We start from the raw sequence: 14,935 nt of genomic DNA, 5'->3' as shown, positions 1-14,935 counted from the left end.
GCCCGCGCCCGCACGGGCCGCCGTCCCCGTCACCCTGACCGCGGCCGTCGCCCTCGCCGCGGTCCTGGGCATCGTGCTCTCCGGCGCCCCGCAGCTCGTCCTGCGCTTCGCCTCGGCCGCGCTGCTCTGACGCACCCGTCCCCCGCGACCGGGCGGCGGCCCGGGCGGCCCGGCGGTCCGAGTGACCCGGGCGGGCCGGGGCGGCCGGGGGCGCGAGCTGTCCGGGCTCCGTGCGGGCGCTGTGCGGATGCGCGGGCGGTGCGGTGGCGGTGCGGGGGCGGTGCGGGGGTGGTGCGCGGCGGCCCGAGCGGCACGGGACGGCCCCGGGAGGCCCGAGCGGCGTCCCGGTTCCGGCGCGCGGGGGTGCCCTGTGCCCCGCGCCCCTCCGGCGGGCACGGGGAACCCACGGCTCCCGCCTGGCGTTGACCAGGTGTGGAAGGTCCACTGGAAGGTGGAACACCAGCAGGTGGTTCCCCGCCGCAACACCAGGAGGGCGTACCGTGCACCGCCGGCACAACGGGCTGAAGACCGCCGTACTCCTCGGGGGACTGTCCGCACTCATCATCCTGATCGGCAGCTTTTTCGGCCGCACGGGCCTGGTCGTCGCGCTCCTCGTGGCGCTCGGCACGAACGCGTACGCCTACTGGAACAGCGACAAGCTCGCCCTGCGCGCCATGCGGGCCCGTCCCGTCAGCGAGTTCGAGGCACCGCAGCTCTACCGCATCGTCCGCGAGCTCTCCACCGCCGCCCGCCAGCCCATGCCCCGGCTCTACATCTCGCCGACCATGGCGCCGAACGCCTTCGCGACCGGCCGCAACCCGCGCAACGCCGCCGTGTGCTGCACCGACGGCATCCTGCGCATCCTCGACGAGCGGGAGCTGCGCGGCGTACTCGGCCACGAGCTCAGCCATGTCTACAACCGCGACATCCTGATCTCGTCGATCGCCGGTGCCCTCGCCTCGGTGGTGCTCTTCCTGGTCAACTTCGCCTGGCTGATCCCGATCGGCCGCACCGACGACGACGAGGGCCCGGGCCTGGTCGGCATGCTGTTGATCATGCTGTTGGGTCCGCTCGCGGCCTCCGTGATCCAGCTCGCCGTCAGCCGTTCCCGGGAGTACGAGGCGGACGCCTCCGGGGCCGGGCTGACCGGCGATCCGCTGGCGCTGGCGAGCGCCCTGCGCAAGCTGGAGGCCGGTACGAAGCAGCTGCCGCTGCCGCCGGAGCCGCGCATCGAGACGGCCAGCCACATGATGATCGCCAATCCGTTCCGGGCGGGCTCCGGCATGTCGAAGCTGTTCTCCACGCACCCGCCGATGGCCGAGCGCATCGCGCGGCTGGAGCAGATGGCGGGCGGACGCCGGCAGTAGCCGGGGACGGGCCGGGGACGGGCCGGGGACGGGCCGTGCGTCCCGGCCTCCGGCCCGCGGCCGCCCGTCCGGCCCCGGGGGGAAGCAACTATCCGGCGCCGGGGCCGGTCTTCTCCACAGGCGCCTGTTTCCGGGGCGGCCCCCTTGTCCGGCGGACGGAGAGTGCTCCTCTGATGAAACGTTTCCGGAACGACGACTTACGACCCTCGCGCGATGCCCGCCCCTCCGGCCCCGGCCGGGCCCCGGGGCCCTCCCGGTCACCGGCGCCCGGCCGGACCCGCGGGCTCGGGGGCGCCCGGCTGTGCGCCGCGGCCATCGCGGCGGTCCTGCTGAGCGCGTCCGGCGCGAACGCGGCGGCGGCCGACTGCGCGGACGGCGGCGAGGACACCCGGCAGACCACGCGGACGGCCGGGCAGGAGACGACGTACTACATCTCCCTCGGCGACTCCCTCGCCTCCGGCTACCAGCCCGGTGCGGGTGACACGGACGTCTCGTACACCGACCGGCTCCACGAGGCCCTCCAGAAGCGCGAACCGGGCCTGGAACACATCCGCCTCGGCTGTGCCGGGGAGACCACCGAGACCCTGCGGGACGGCGGGATCTGCGAGTACCCGGGCGGCGGTTCCCAACTCGACGCGGCCGTGCGGGCGCTGACCGAGCACCGCGGCAAGGTCGCGTACGTCACCCTCGACATCGGCGCCAACGACACCGGCGGCTGTGTGACCGGTACCGGCGCGATCGGCCAGGAGTGCCTGGCCGCCGCCAACGAGACCATCGCGAAGAACCTCGCCGAGGCCACCCGGGCGCTGACCCGGGCGGGCACCGAGCAGGTGCGGTACGCGGGCATGACGTACTACAACCCGTATCTCGCGGCCTGGCTGCTGGGCGAGGAGGGGCAGCGGACCGCCCGGGACTCGGCACCGCTGGTCGCGGGGGTCAACGGGACCATCTCCGGCACCTTCGAGGCGGCCGGGTTCGAGGTGGCGGACGTCGCCGGGGCCTACTCCTCCGGCGACTTCGAGAACACCGTCGAGCTGCCGTCGGCCGGCGAGGTCCCCGTCAACGTCGGCGAGATCTGCCGGCTCACCTGGATGTGCTCCGAGCAGGACATCCACGCGAACCCGGAGGGTCACCGGGTCATCGCGGACGCCTTCACCGCCGTACTGCCGGAGGTGCCGCCGCAGGAGGAGTGCCCGTCGCCGTCGCCGGCCCCCGACCCGTCGCCGAGCGGCAACACCCCGGACGCGGACTCGGAGAGCCGGAAGCCGGTCCCCGGCGAGCCGCTGTCCCCGGGAGCGGGCGGCGAACTCGCGGACACCGGCGCGCCGGACAGCACCCCGTTGATCGCCGGCCTCGCGGTGGCGGCGATCGTGCTGGGAGGCGTCACCGTGCTGGTCGTCCGCAGGCGTACGGGACCGGGGCGGACGGAGGACGAGGACTGACGGCCGGAACCGAGGGATCCGGAACCGACAGCTCGGGGGCCGAGGGCGCCGGGGCCGGCGGCTCTGAACCGGTGGCTACGGGGCCGAGGGTCCTGGGAAGACGGTCCCGGGGGGACGGTCCCGGGGGACGGATCCGGTCCCGGGAGGACGGTCCCGGGAGGGCGCCCGAGGCGCGTGCGGGCGCCCTCCCGTGCACCGGCTCGCCCCGCACCGCGCCCTGCCCGGGACGATCCCGCCCCGGCGCCCCGTGCACACCGACCGAACGACTGACAGGCTGGTGCCGTGAAGACAATCCTGAACCTGATCTGGCTCGTGCTCTCCGGCTTCTGGCTGGCCCTCGGCTATGTCGTGGCCGGCATCATCTGCTGTGTCCTGATCATCACCATCCCCTTCGGCATCGCGTCGTTCCGGATAGCCGGATACGCCCTCTGGCCGTTCGGCAAGACCACCGTCGAACGCCGCGACTCGGGCGCGGGCTCCGCGATCGGCAACGTCGTCTGGATCATCTTCGCGGGCTGGTGGCTGGCGCTCGGGCACGTCCTGACCGGTATCGCGCTGTGCGTGACGATCATCGGCATCCCGTTCGGCATCGCGAACTTCAAAATGATCCCGATCTCCCTGATGCCGCTGGGCCGCGAGATCGTCCCGACGAACGCCCCGTTCGCCACTCGCTGAGCGGACGGCCCGACGGGCGGGGGTCCGGCAGGCGGCGGTCCGGCGGACGGCGGTCCGGCGGTCGGCGGTCCTGCGGGTGGGCCGACGCGGGGCAACGGGGTTCCACGGATGGTGCCCCCTGCGGACGGTGCCGACATGCGGGGCGGTGCCGGCATGCGGGTGGTGCCACATGAGGCTCCACCGGCCCGCCCCGTGAGCGGATGAGCAGGACCGGGCGGCACGGACTGATACGGCAGCACGGGGGCAGCGCGGAGGCAGGCGCGCAGAGGCAGCATCCGAGCGGACCCCGGCGGCGGCCCGCCCGCCGGATGGCCGACAGCGGCCCCGGCCGCGGATGCGGTCCCCGCCGCCCGGTGGTTGCATCGATCGCGACGCCGAGGGCGAGTCCGGGATGCTTCGACGGCGTCCTGACGACCCGCCTGGAGGCCGCATGCCACGTCGACGAGCGGCCCCGCCCGTTTCCGGCGGCTGCCGGGCCGATCGCAGGCACGGCCCCGCGGTGCGCGGACACCACCCGGGCCGCCGGCGGCTCGCCCGGGCGCTCGCTCCGGCGCTCCTGGGAGCCCTGGCCGGTCTCCTGCTCACGGCCAGTGCCGCGGCCAGTGCCAGTGCCGCTGCCACTGTCAAGGCCACTGCCACGACCAGGGCCAGTGCCACGACAGAGGCCGATGCCACGCCCAGGACCGGGGCCACGACCACGGCCCATGCCACGCCCAAGGCCACGGCGAGCAACGGGCAGCAGCCGACCGTGCTCGCGACGCGCGTCGACGGCAGCATCACGCCGGTGGCCGAGGACCATCTCGCGGAAGGGCTGCGCCGGGCGGAGCAGGAGGGCCACGCCGCCCTGCTCGTGGAGATCGACACCCCGGGCGGAGGACTCGCGCCGACCCGGGAGATCGTGCAGAGCTTCCTGGCCGCCCGGGTGCCGGTCGTGGTGTACGTCGCCCCCTCCGGCGCGCGAGCGGCCTCGGCCGGCGCGTACATCACCATGGCCGCGCACATCGCGGCACTGGCACCGGGCACGCACATCGGCGCGGGCACACCGGTCACCGGGCAGGGCGAGACGGCGAGCGACAAGATCGTCAACGACTCCGCCGCGTTCGCGGTCTCGATCGCCGAACGGCGGGGCCGGAGCACCCGGTTCGCCGAGGACATGGTGCGCGAGGGCACCTCCGTCACCGCCCGTGAGGCACTGCGCGACGACGTCGCCGACCTCCTGGCACCCTCCCGGGACGCCGTGCTGGCGGAGGCCGACGGCCGCCGCGTCACCGTCGGGGAGGGAGACCGGAGCCGGCGGGTCGTACTGAACACGGCCGGGGCGCGCGTCGTGGAGCACGACCTCGGCTTCCTCGGCCGGTTGCGCGAGCTGCTGGCCAACCCGGAACTCGCGTACCTCTTCCTGTCCGTCGGCACCCTGGCCGTCATCTACGAGATCGCCGCCCCCGGCATGGGGTTCGGCGGAATCCTCGGGGTCGTCCTGCTGGTCCTCGGCTTCGTCGCGCTGAGCGTCCTGCCGTTCAACGCCGCCGGGCTCCTCCTGGTCGGGCTCGCCGCCGCCCTGTTCGCCGGTGAGGTACTGACGCCCGGGGCCGGGGTGTTCGCGGCGGGCGGCACCGTGTCACTGGTGCTCGCGGGGATCTTCCTCTTCCGCGGCGAACAGGGCGTGGACCCGGCGGTGATGTGGCCCACCGCGCTGGTGGTCGGGGCCGGTTCGCTGATCGCGGGCCGGTTCGCCTGGCGCGCCCGCGGTGCCCCCGTCGCGGCCGGCGGGGAGACTCTGATCGGCCGCGAGGCCGTGGTCCACAGCGCCGGGGCGGACGGCAGCGGCCGGGTGCTGCTCGACGGCGCGTGGTGGACGGTCCGGGGCCGCGGCGCCCCGGTGACCCCCGGACAGCGCGTCCGGGTCGTGGACCGCGACGGACTCGTCCTCGTCGTCGACAGCGCCGGTCCCGGCGACGGCCGGCCCCCGCCCCCCACAGAAAAGGAACCCCCCTCATGAGTTCAGCAGCGGTCGGCATCCTCGCCGCCGTGGTCGTCCTGCTCCTGCTGGCGATGGCGGCGATCAAGATCGTGCCCGAATACGAACGCGGGGTGATCTTCCGGCTCGGACGCCTCATCGGGGCCAAGGGCCCGGGACTGTTCGTGATCATTCCCCTGGTCGACCGGATGATCAAGGTCTCCCTGCGCACGGTGACCATGGACATCCCGCCGCAGGACATCATCACCCGCGACAACGTCACCGTACGGGTCAACGCCGTGACGTACTTCAACGTCGTGGACCCCAACCGCTCCGTCGTGGCCATCGAGAACCACATCAAGGGCACCTCGGAGATCGCGCAGACGACTCTGCGCAGCATCCTCGGCCAGGTGGATCTGGACGAGCTGCTGATCAACCGGGACGAGATCAACCAGCGGCTCCAGCAGATCATCGACGACGTGACCAACCCCTGGGGCGTGAAGGTGACCCTGGTCGAGGTGAAGGACGTCGAGCTGCCGCAGCCCATGCGCCGCGCGATGGCCCGCCAGGCGGAGGCCGAGCGGGACCGGCGGGCCAAGGTGATCCACGCCAAGGGCGAGTACGAGGCCGCCGAGACCCTGGCCGACGCCGCGGGGCGGCTCGAAGCGCACCCCGCGGCCATGCAGTTGCGCATCCTGTCCACGATGGCCGAGGTCACCGACGAACGCAGCTCGACGCTGATCTTCCCGCTCCCGATGGAGATCCTGCGGCTCGTCGACACGCTGCGGACGGCGGTGGACGGCCGGCACGGTGCGGGCGCCGAACAGACGTGACGCAGAACGGGCAGGCCCGCCACCGGCCGGGTCTCCGCCGGCCGGTCCCGCGCCGGTCTTCGGTGCCGGAGCCCGGCGGGTGTTCGCCGGGGACCGCGGAACCGCCGGCCTGTCCGAGCCGCTCGCGCCGAAGACGGCCGGGCCGGGCCTGCCGCAGGCCGCCCCGTTCCCCTCGGGAGACGGAACGGGGGCGCGTGCGGCGGGCCCGGCCCGGAGGGGCTACCGGTAGTTCACGAACTGCAGCGCGAAGTCGAAGTCCTTCTCCTTGACCAGCCGCTGCACGGCCTGGAGGTCGTCCCGGCTCTTGGACGTCACGCGCAGCTCCTCGCCCTGCACCTGCGCCTTGACGCCCTTCGGGCCCTCGTCGCGGATCAGCTTGGCGACCTTCTTGGCGTTCTCCTGGGAGATGCCCTCCTGGATGGAGGCGAAGATCTTGTACTCCTTGCCGGACAACTGCGGCTCACCCGCGTCCAGGGCCTTGAGCGAGATGCCCCGCTTGACCAGCTTGGACTGGAAGACGTCGAGGATCGCCTTGACCCGCTCCTCGGAGCTGGCCTGCATCAGGATCTTCTCGCCCGACCAGTCGATCGACGCGCCGACGTTCTTGAAGTCGTAGCGCTGCGAGATCTCCTTGGCGGCCTGGTTGAGGGCGTTGTCGACCTCCTGCCGCTCGACCTTCGAGACGATGTCGAAACTGGAGTCGGCCATCGTGAGTTGGCTCCTCGTGTGTAGGTCCATCAGGGATGCGGAGCCGTGCCCGGCTCACGGCGTCCAGCCTAGTCAGCCGAGCCATGATCCACCGGCGGCGAACCGGGTGGCGGAGCACCCCGGTGCATCGGGTATGGTTTACGTCGTTGCCACAGAGCACCGCCGACGCGCGGGGCACGGGCAGCGAAATCCCAGGCGGTGTGCCCGAGCGGCCAAAGGGAGCAGACTGTAAATCTGCCGGCTCAGCCTTCCCAGGTTCGAATCCTGGCGCCGCCACAGGATCGGAAAGGGTCCATGATCAGCATCATGCTGATCATGGACCCTTTCGGCGTTCCCGGGAACTCGCGGACGGTTCGGCGGCCCGTCGGCTTCCAGGGTCGCGAGGCTGCCGCGCTACTGGGTCAGGACCAGCCAGCGGCGGCCGTCCATCAGCTCCCGCGCGGCGTCGAGGTGGCCCGCGTGGCAGGCGGTCTCGGTGATGACGTGCAGCAGGACGTCACGCAGGGTGTGCAGGTGCGGTTCGCCGAAGAGATCACGGGGCCACCAGGCCGGGGCGGCGTCCGCAGGCGTGGCCGTGATGACGGCGTCGGCGAGCTGGGTCTCCCGCCGGTACCGGTCGAGTACGTCGGCGGCCGGCGTCTCCGGGTCCGCCTGCCAGGCGTCGGCGCCTTCCGGCAGGCCGCGGATGACGTCCTCGTCACCGGCGACGACCGCGCGGAACCAGAACTGCTCCACGTCCAGCGCCAGATGCTGCACCAGCCCCAGACAGTCCCACCCGGACGGCAGCACGGGCCGCCGCAGGGCCTGGGGGTCCAGTCCGTCGAGGATGCCGAGCACATGCCGCCGCTGTCCGTCCAGGGCGGTCAGAAGGGCCGCGATCTCGCTGTCCGTGGTCGTTCGGGTCATCGCTCCGCTCCTCAGAACAGTGTCGCGGCCGGTTCGTGGCCCTCGGCGACGCCGGGCAGCGCGTCCTGCCAGGCGAGGGACTCCGAAAGCGCCAGCTGTCGCATGCTGCCCTCGCACAGGCTGAGGGAGCGGCGGTCCTTCTTGTGGTCGTGGACGACGCCATAGCCGGCTCGACGCGTCGGCATGAGGGCGACCGAGCGTCCGCAGGCCGGGCACTGGGCTCTGGGTGCACGCATGAGGGCCAGTGTGCCCGAGGGCACCGACAGCGGGCGGCCGACGGGGGAGGCCCGATGGCGTACGCACCGAGTTCCGGCCCCCCAGGACGTACGCAGCGCGTCCCCTGGCCGGCCTCATGACGTACGCACCGCGTCCCGTGCCTCCGTGAAGTACGCACCGCGGCCCCCGGCCTCATGACTTACGCACCGCGTTCCGTGCCCCCGTGGCGTACGCACCGCGTCCCGTACGCCGCTGGCATGCGCACGCACCGCATCCCGTGCGCCCCGGGCTGCGGGACTCCGGAGTCCAAGGGCCCGGGCTTCCGGCGGGCCCGGCATCCCGGAACCGCGGCACCCGGGACTGAGGCACTCGAACCCGCGCCCCCCGAACCCACGGCCTCCGAATCCGCGCCCCCCGAATCCACGGCCTCCGAACCCGGGGCACCCGAACCCGGGGCCCGATCCCCGATCCCCCGATCCCCGATCCCCCGATCCCCGATCCCCCGGACCCCGATCCCCCGGACCCCGGACCCCGGAGGACCGGCACCCTCGCCCCCAGCCCTCCCCGGGTCCGCGTCCGGGTCCGCTACGGCACCGGTTCGATCACGAACACCTGGCCGTCCTCTTCCGTGCAGCGCTCCGCCACCGCCTCCGCGCCCTCGGACGGGTCCGAGTTCCGGATGCCCACACACGCGTCGCCGTCCGCGTCCGCGTGCAGCACGTACCGGCCGCTGTCCTCCTCCCCGGACGCCTCGATGCGGAATGCGTCGGCGTCGGCGCAGGCGTCGCGCGGTTCCAGCAGCTTGGCGCCCGGGCCGTCCGGCAGGACCTTGAGGCAGCCCTTGCCGAACTCCGGGTGGTGCCACTGGATGCGGTACGTGTCCGCGCCGACCTGCTCCAGCACGGTCGTCTGCGGCGGCACGTCGTCGCACGGGCGCTGTACGGCCACCAGCGTGGGGTACCTCCCGTCCCGTACCTCCCCGTCGGTCAGGCACAGGTCCGGAGCGCTGAGAGGGCGGATACGGATCGCGCCGCTCGGCAGCTTCGGCGGGCCGTCCTGGGGCCCCGCGGATGCCGGGCCCGCGGTGGAACCGGTGTCCGAGCCGTGGCCGGTTGTCGCCCTTCGCTCCGGGTCGTTCCCGGCGGTCAGCCACCAGACCGACACCGCGGCCACGAGCGTGATCCCGGCCGCGGCGAGCAGGAGCGGGGCCCGCCCGGCGAGCCGCGGCCGACGCGACCCCGCCCCGGAATCCGCCCCGGCTCCCGCCCCGGCCCCCGCCCCGGAATCCGCCCCGGAATCCGGACCCGACCCCGGTCCCGGTCCCGCCTCGGGCTCCGTGTCCCGGCGCGGTTGCCGGGCCGGGCCGGTGCCCGCCGCCGCCCGGGCGGCGAGATCGTCCCAGGCCCGCAGCCACTCCTCCGTACGGCCGCCGTCACCGCACGCCCTGACGAAGGCGGCCAGTTGCTCCCGGCGCGGTGCCGTCTTTCCGGCCAGCACATCGGCCAGCGTGCTGCGCGGCAGTACGTCGCCCCGCGCGGCCGCCCGCTCCTCCAACTGCCGGTAGGTCAGTCCCGACCGTTCCTTGAGGAGCCGCAGCAGCCCGGCGAACTCCGTCCTGTCCCGTGCTCCGTGCGGCGACAGACGTTCAGAGTGGCTCATGTTCGGCATCCTCGCCGGGGCCGGGTTGATCGACAATGTCGCTTTCGGCCTCTCCGGCGACGATCGTTCCCCCGCTCTCCCGCCCGGACAGCGAACCCCGGACAAGCGCCCCGCCGGCCCGGACGGCCCCGGACTGTCCGGGACAGCGGACGGCCGTAGCCGCGTGCGGAACCGGGCGGCAGGCTGTGGGCCGGAGGCACCCAACGGGCCGGGGACACCGGGGCCTTGCAGACCCCACGGCCCGGGAAGCCCCACGGCCCGGGAAGCCCCACGGCCCGGAAAGCCTCACGGCTCCGGGGCACTCACGGCTCCGGGGCCCGCACCGCTCCGGGGCATTCACGGCCCGGGGCGCCCACCGCCCGGCGGCGCGACGGAAGCCGGGGCGCCGAGCTGGTCCCGCGACGGGGGCGGGACCAGCGCCGGCCGCCCGGCGCGGCAGCCCCGAACGGCCCCCGCGGGCTCGGCCCCGGAGGCCGCTCGACCGTCCGTATCCCGCCAGGAGACGGTTCCGGCGGCCATGACATGACTCACAGGAAAAGTGCCGGAACCGTGGGCAACTGTCCGACTTCACGGTCTTTCTCCGCCGCACGGGCGACTCCTCCCGGAACAGCGGACCGTCAAAGCCCTGTCCGAAACGTTTATTCCGGTCCTACGATCACCGCCAGCCGCGACGCGCGCGCCGACGTACCTCATCGATCTGCGTCATCGACCTGCGTCCCCCCGCCCGGCAGCCCAATCCTTTCGGACCGAAGAGGTCACCTTTGAAGATCCGTCGCATTCTCGCCACGGCTGTGGTCGCCGCTGTGGCCGCGCCCGCAGCCCTGCTCACCACGACGCCCGCGTTCGCCGCCGACGAGAAGCCGGCCGCCGAGGCGCAGAGCAAGCCGTCCATCGCGGAGTTGGAGAAGGCCGCGGCCGAGGCCAAGAAGGCCTACGACAAGGCCGTCGCCGACGAGAAGGCCGCTCTGGCCGCCGTGGAAACCGAGGTCTCCGACACCGCGCCGCTCGCCGTGGCCGCCAAGGAGGCGCTCGACAAGGCCTCAACGGCCGCCACCGCCAAGGCCGTCGCCGACCGGGCCCTCACCGACGCCCGGGCCGCGCTCGACGCGCTGCCCGACACCGCCACCGAGGCGGAGCGCACCGCCGCCGAACAGGCCGTCACCGACGCCGAGGCCGCCGCCGGGGCCGCGGCCGAGGCCAAGACCGCCGCCGACACCGCGGCCGAGCAGGCCGTCACCGCCCGGGACGACGCCCGCGTCGCCGCCCTCCGGGCACTGGACCAGGCCCGCAAGGCGGTCACCAAGGCGCTCGCCGCCATGGAGGCGGCCGACCAGGCCCTCGCCGACGCCAGGGCGGATGCCGGGGAGGACCCGGGCGAGGGCGGTGGCGACTGCGTTCCCGCGGCCCTGCTCTCGACCCTGCACGGCCTGCCCTCCAAGATCGCCGCCGGTTCCACGGTCGACTTCACCCTCCGGGTGACCAACGACACCGGCCGCACCCTGGACCAGGTCATCCCGCTCGTCTTCGTCCACGCGACGGACAAGACCGGGTTGAAGGACACTGACCACCTGCTGAGCCTCAAGTGGTCCGACGACTCCACCAAGGGCTGGAAGGACCTCGGCCCGAACCACCGGACGGGGACCATCAACTCGCTCGAACAGGGCGAGCACGGCGACATCGACCTCCGCCTGACGATCGACGCCAAGGCACCGGTCGGCAACGGCGCGGCCTTCGCCGTCAGCGACTACGTCAACGACGACGGCACCTGCGGCGGCAGCCCCGACCTGTCCATGTACGAGTTCGAGATCGGCGCCCCGGGCAGCAAGCCCGGCCCGGACGCGAAGCCGTCCGACGAGCCGGGAACGGACCGGGACGTGAAGGCGCAGGGCGGCGCCGACAAGGCCGCCTCCGACGCCGCCGGCAGCCTCGCCGAGACCGGTTCGTCCTCCGCCGTGCCGCAGCTCGCCCTCGCGGGCGGCGCCGCGATGCTGCTCGGCGCCGGAGCGGTGTACGTCGTCCGCCGCCGTTCGGCCGACTCGCGGGTCTGATCCCGACCGGCGGGAAGCCGACGGGTAACCGGCGGAGAATCCGTCGGGAAGCGGCCGGGAAGCGGCCGGGCAGCGGCGGGGAAGCCGACGGGAAACCGCCGAAGAGCCGCCGGGGAAACCGCCGTGGAAACCGGTTCGAGAGACACCAGGCGCGGCCCCCGGCCGTGGTGACGAACAGTCACCACGGCCGGGGTGCCGCGCCGGTCCGTGTACGCCGCGCCGGTCCGTGTACGCCGCGCCGGTCCGTGTACGCCGCGCCGGGCCGTATCCGCGGTGCCGGTCCGAGGACCGAGGACCGAGGACCGAGGACGGCGCGGACGCGTGAGTTGTGCCCGCAGCGTGAACCGCCAGAATCGCGTGTGCCGCCTGGCTCGCGTGTGCCGCCTGAGCCGCCTGGACCGTGTGAACCGCCTGAACCGCGTGAAAGGCCCCCCGGGACACCGGGGGGCCTTTCCCATCTCCTCCGCTTCGGGTCTTCCCTTCCCCCGCCGGGAGGGGTTCCGCGCGCGGACCGGGCTCACCCGCCCGTCCGGCGCCTCCCGCCGACCGTGATCAGGGCGCCGCCACGGCCTTCACCGCGTCGGCGACCGGAACCGTGCCGCCGACCAGTTCCAGCGTCCGCCCGGCCGTGCCCGGCTCGTCCAGCAGGGCCACCAGCACCGCCGCCACGTCGTCACGGGTCACCGCGTCCCGGCCCGTCGACTCCGCCAGGTTCACCAGCCCCGTGCCCGGGTCGTCCGTGAGCCGGCCCGGCCGGAGGATCGTCCAGTCCAGCTCCGCACGGGCCCGTACGGCGGCGTCCGCGGCGCCCTTCGCCCGGAGGTACGCCGCGAACACCGGATCGGTGTCCGGCGGCGGCTCCCGGTCGGCGCCCATGGAGGAGACGACCAGGAACCGCCGTACGCCCGCCCGCTGCGCCGCCTCGGCGAACAGTTCCGCCGCCGCGCGGTCCACCGTGTCCTTCCGGGCCTCGCCGCTGCCCGGGCCCGCGCCCGCCGCGAAGACGGCGGCGTCCGCGCCCTGGAGGTGCGCCGCGACCTCCTCGGCCGAGGCCGACTCCAGGTCGCACAACACGGGTTCGGCGCCCGCCTCCCGGAGATCGTCCCCGTGATCGCGGTTGCGGATCAGCCCCGCGACCTCGTCACCGCGCCCGGCGAGCAACCGCTCCAGCCGCAGCGCGATCTGACCGTGTCCACCTGCGATGACAATGCGCATGGGAACGACCGTACGCCCGGGGCCCGGTCGGCGCCGGACGGCCCGGGGGCCGCGCGCCCCGTTCACCCGTCCGCCCGCCGGGTTCCGGACAGCCGACGGCATCCGCGCCCGCGCGAACCGCGTTCCGGAGCGGCCGACGCCTCCTGGGCGTCCGGCGCGTCCGGCGCGCGGGCCCCGGACCGGCCCGGACCCGGCACCACAGCACCGCCCGGACCGGACCGGTCGGCACAGCACCACCCCCGGTCGCCCGGCCCCCGGCAGCACAACACCGGCCCGGCCCCGGCGGCACAAACAGCACCGGGTGACACGGCACCGGGCTGCGGGAACCTACCGTGCGCCGCCGCCCGGCTGGCGCCCCTGCCGGGGCAGGTCCAGCGCCGCGACCGCCTCCGAGTCGCAGTATTCGCGCACCGCGCTGGTCCGGGCGACGACCCGCCCCCGGTGCACCACCAGCCGGCTGTAGGCGAGCGACAGCACCCCGGCCAGATCCCGTCCGCGCACCGCCAGCAACTCGGCCGGAAAACCCGCCTCCAGACGCACCTCCGGCAGCCCCATCGCCTCCCGGGCCCGGGCGCACACCGCCGCGTACGCGTCCTCCACCCGCTCCCCGGCCTGGGCCGCCAGCAGGAAGGCCGCCTCCAGCGGATCGCCCCGGCCGACCGGATTGGCCGCGTCCCGCAGCGCCCCGCTGCCCGCCGCCACCCGCACCCCGGCCGCCCGCAGCAGCCGTACGAGGGCGGCGGCGGGAGCGGACGGCGGTGGCGGCACGGTGCCGTCGCGCTCCATGGCCGGGCAGTCGCCCTGCGGCAGGCAGACGACCGTGACCCCCGCGGCGGCGAGCCGGTCCGCGGTGCGGGCCGCCGTCTGCCGCGGGAGCAGCCCGAGCCCCGTGCAGGGCCCGATGGTGACCCCGGGCCGCAGCCCGCCGGCCATCGCGGCGAGCCGGGCGAGACGCACCGGATCGTCACCCTCGGTGTGCAGGTCCACGGGGCAGCCGTGCTCGGCGGCGACGGCGAGGACCGTCTCGACGTACCCCGCCGGGTCCGGATCGAGATCGGGGCAGCCGCCGACGACGGCCGCGCCCATCTTCAGCGCGTCCCGCAGCGTCGCGAGCCCGTCCGCCCCGGCGATCCCGGTGAGCACGCGCGGCACGGCGACGGCCGTCAGGTCCGTCAGCCCGTCCAGCGCCTGCCGCGCCTGGAGCGCCCCCTCCAGCGCGCCCAGCCCGTGCACGCCGCCGATCCGGACATGGCTGCGCACGGCGGTGGCCCCGTGCCCGAGGGCGAGCAGCGCGGCCTCCGTGGTGCGGCGCTGCACGTCGGCCGCGGTGTACGAGGCGGGGCCGCCGGTGCCCGCCGTGAGCGCGGTGTCGGTGTGGGCGTGCGGCTCGGCGGGCGCGGGGAGCAGCAGATAGCCGGTGAGGTCGATCCGGGCCCGGGGCGCCGCGGCCGGTGCGGGTCCGGCCGCGGGTACGCCGTTGCCCCGGCCGGGCCCCGTGTCCCGGCCGGGATCGGCGCCCCGGGCCCGCCCGGGCCCGGGAGCGGGGGAGGGCCCGTCGGGGCCGGTGAGGCTGCCGGCCGTGCCGACCGCTTCGACGCGGCCGCCGCTGAGCCGTACGTCGACGGTCCGGCCGTCCGGGAGCCGGGCACCGGACAGCACCAGTACGGGTGCGTCGGGGGCCGCGCCCTCACGCCCCGGGGGCTGCGGTCGGCTGTCGGGCATCGCGCTCCTGCGGGTATGCGGTATCCACCGGTTCGCGCCAAAAGATCACGAAGCGTGGGTCGAGCCTAGAACGCGTGCGGGGCGGCTTCGAGGAGGAGGCGAATAGTCGTACCGGAGGGGTTGGCGGGGCGCACGGTGTGTGACGGCGCACAGCGGCCGGGGCGTGCCGATACGGATTTCACCTTCG

At 74.6% G+C, this 14,935-nt stretch carries 12 protein-coding genes and 1 tRNA gene; 7 read left to right on the top strand and 6 right to left on the bottom strand.

Annotated features, from left to right (window positions below):
• Positions 1-500: 500 nt before the first annotated feature.
• The 5 genes from htpX (at position 501) to GCU69_RS17645 (ending at position 6,274) form a co-directional block, all read left to right on the top strand.
• A complete protein-coding gene (htpX, locus tag GCU69_RS17665) occupies positions 501-1,367 on the top strand; it encodes a zinc metalloprotease HtpX (protein WP_156206585.1) in 867 nt (288 codons plus the stop codon).
• A 173-nt stretch (positions 1,368-1,540) separates the two neighbouring features.
• Positions 1,541-2,809: an SGNH/GDSL hydrolase family protein gene (locus GCU69_RS17660; RefSeq protein ID WP_156206584.1), complete on the top strand. Its 1,269-nt coding sequence runs from the start codon at positions 1,541-1,543 to the stop codon at positions 2,807-2,809.
• A gap of 282 nt (positions 2,810-3,091) precedes the next feature.
• Positions 3,092-3,484: a YccF domain-containing protein gene (locus tag GCU69_RS17655; protein WP_098753442.1), complete on the top strand. Its 393-nt coding sequence runs from the start codon at positions 3,092-3,094 to the stop codon at positions 3,482-3,484.
• Positions 3,485-3,914: 430 nt separating this feature from the next.
• Positions 3,915-5,483 carry an NfeD family protein gene (locus GCU69_RS17650; RefSeq protein WP_156206583.1) on the top strand — a complete coding sequence of 523 codons (1,569 nt, stop codon included), beginning with the start codon at positions 3,915-3,917 and terminating at the stop codon, positions 5,481-5,483.
• On the top strand, positions 5,480-6,274 hold the full coding sequence (locus GCU69_RS17645; protein ID WP_098753444.1) for a slipin family protein: 795 nt from the start codon (positions 5,480-5,482) through the stop codon (positions 6,272-6,274). Before GCU69_RS17650 ends, GCU69_RS17645 begins: the two co-directional genes overlap by 4 nt.
• A 219-nt stretch (positions 6,275-6,493) precedes the next feature.
• Here the strand turns inward: GCU69_RS17645 and GCU69_RS17640 are convergent, their stop codons facing one another.
• Positions 6,494-6,982: a YajQ family cyclic di-GMP-binding protein gene (locus GCU69_RS17640; RefSeq protein WP_098753445.1), complete on the bottom strand. Its 489-nt coding sequence runs from the start codon at positions 6,980-6,982 to the stop codon at positions 6,494-6,496.
• Positions 6,983-7,176: 194 nt separating this feature from the next.
• On the opposite strand from GCU69_RS17640, the gene GCU69_RS17635 reads away from it, so the two are divergent.
• A tRNA-Tyr gene (locus tag GCU69_RS17635) sits at positions 7,177-7,258 on the top strand.
• Positions 7,259-7,375: 117 nt separating this feature from the next.
• Here GCU69_RS17635 and GCU69_RS17630 read toward each other — a convergent pair.
• The 3 genes from GCU69_RS17630 to GCU69_RS17620 all read right to left on the bottom strand — a co-directional run bounded on the left by GCU69_RS17630 (position 7,376) and on the right by GCU69_RS17620 (position 9,763).
• The gene (locus GCU69_RS17630; protein WP_098753446.1) at positions 7,376-7,888 is read right to left on the bottom strand and encodes a mycothiol transferase; all 513 of its coding nucleotides are present in this window, start codon (positions 7,886-7,888) and stop codon (positions 7,376-7,378) included.
• A gap of 11 nt (positions 7,889-7,899) precedes the next feature.
• Positions 7,900-8,124 (bottom strand): hypothetical protein, encoded by a 225-nt coding sequence (locus tag GCU69_RS17625; protein ID WP_143671189.1) that lies wholly within the window; start codon positions 8,122-8,124, stop codon positions 7,900-7,902.
• A gap of 565 nt (positions 8,125-8,689) precedes the next feature.
• On the bottom strand, positions 8,690-9,763 hold the full coding sequence (locus GCU69_RS17620; RefSeq protein ID WP_156206582.1) for an RICIN domain-containing protein: 1,074 nt from the start codon (positions 9,761-9,763) through the stop codon (positions 8,690-8,692).
• 761 nt (positions 9,764-10,524) lie between these two features.
• Between GCU69_RS17620 and GCU69_RS17615 the strand changes: the two genes are divergently transcribed.
• Positions 10,525-11,811, top strand: coding sequence for an LAETG motif-containing sortase-dependent surface protein (locus GCU69_RS17615; RefSeq protein ID WP_156206581.1), 1,287 nt, complete (start codon positions 10,525-10,527; stop codon positions 11,809-11,811).
• 552 nt (positions 11,812-12,363) lie between these two features.
• On the opposite strand, the gene GCU69_RS17610 is transcribed toward GCU69_RS17615, so the two are convergent.
• Both GCU69_RS17610 and GCU69_RS17605 read right to left on the bottom strand, forming a co-directional pair.
• Entirely contained in the window at positions 12,364-13,026 is a 663-nt protein-coding gene (locus GCU69_RS17610; protein WP_098753468.1) for an NAD(P)H-binding protein, read from the bottom strand.
• Between the two features lie 327 nt (positions 13,027-13,353).
• A complete protein-coding gene (locus GCU69_RS17605) occupies positions 13,354-14,748 on the bottom strand; it encodes an amidohydrolase family protein (protein ID WP_156206580.1) in 1,395 nt (464 codons plus the stop codon).
• Between the last annotated feature and the right edge of the window lie 187 nt (positions 14,749-14,935).

This window comes from Streptomyces lycii, assembly GCF_009735685.1.
Taxonomy (GTDB): domain Bacteria; phylum Actinomycetota; class Actinomycetes; order Streptomycetales; family Streptomycetaceae; genus Streptomyces; species Streptomyces lycii.
The sequence above is the reverse complement of the archived record's forward strand: the minus strand, read 5'-3'. Positions and strand labels throughout refer to the sequence as shown.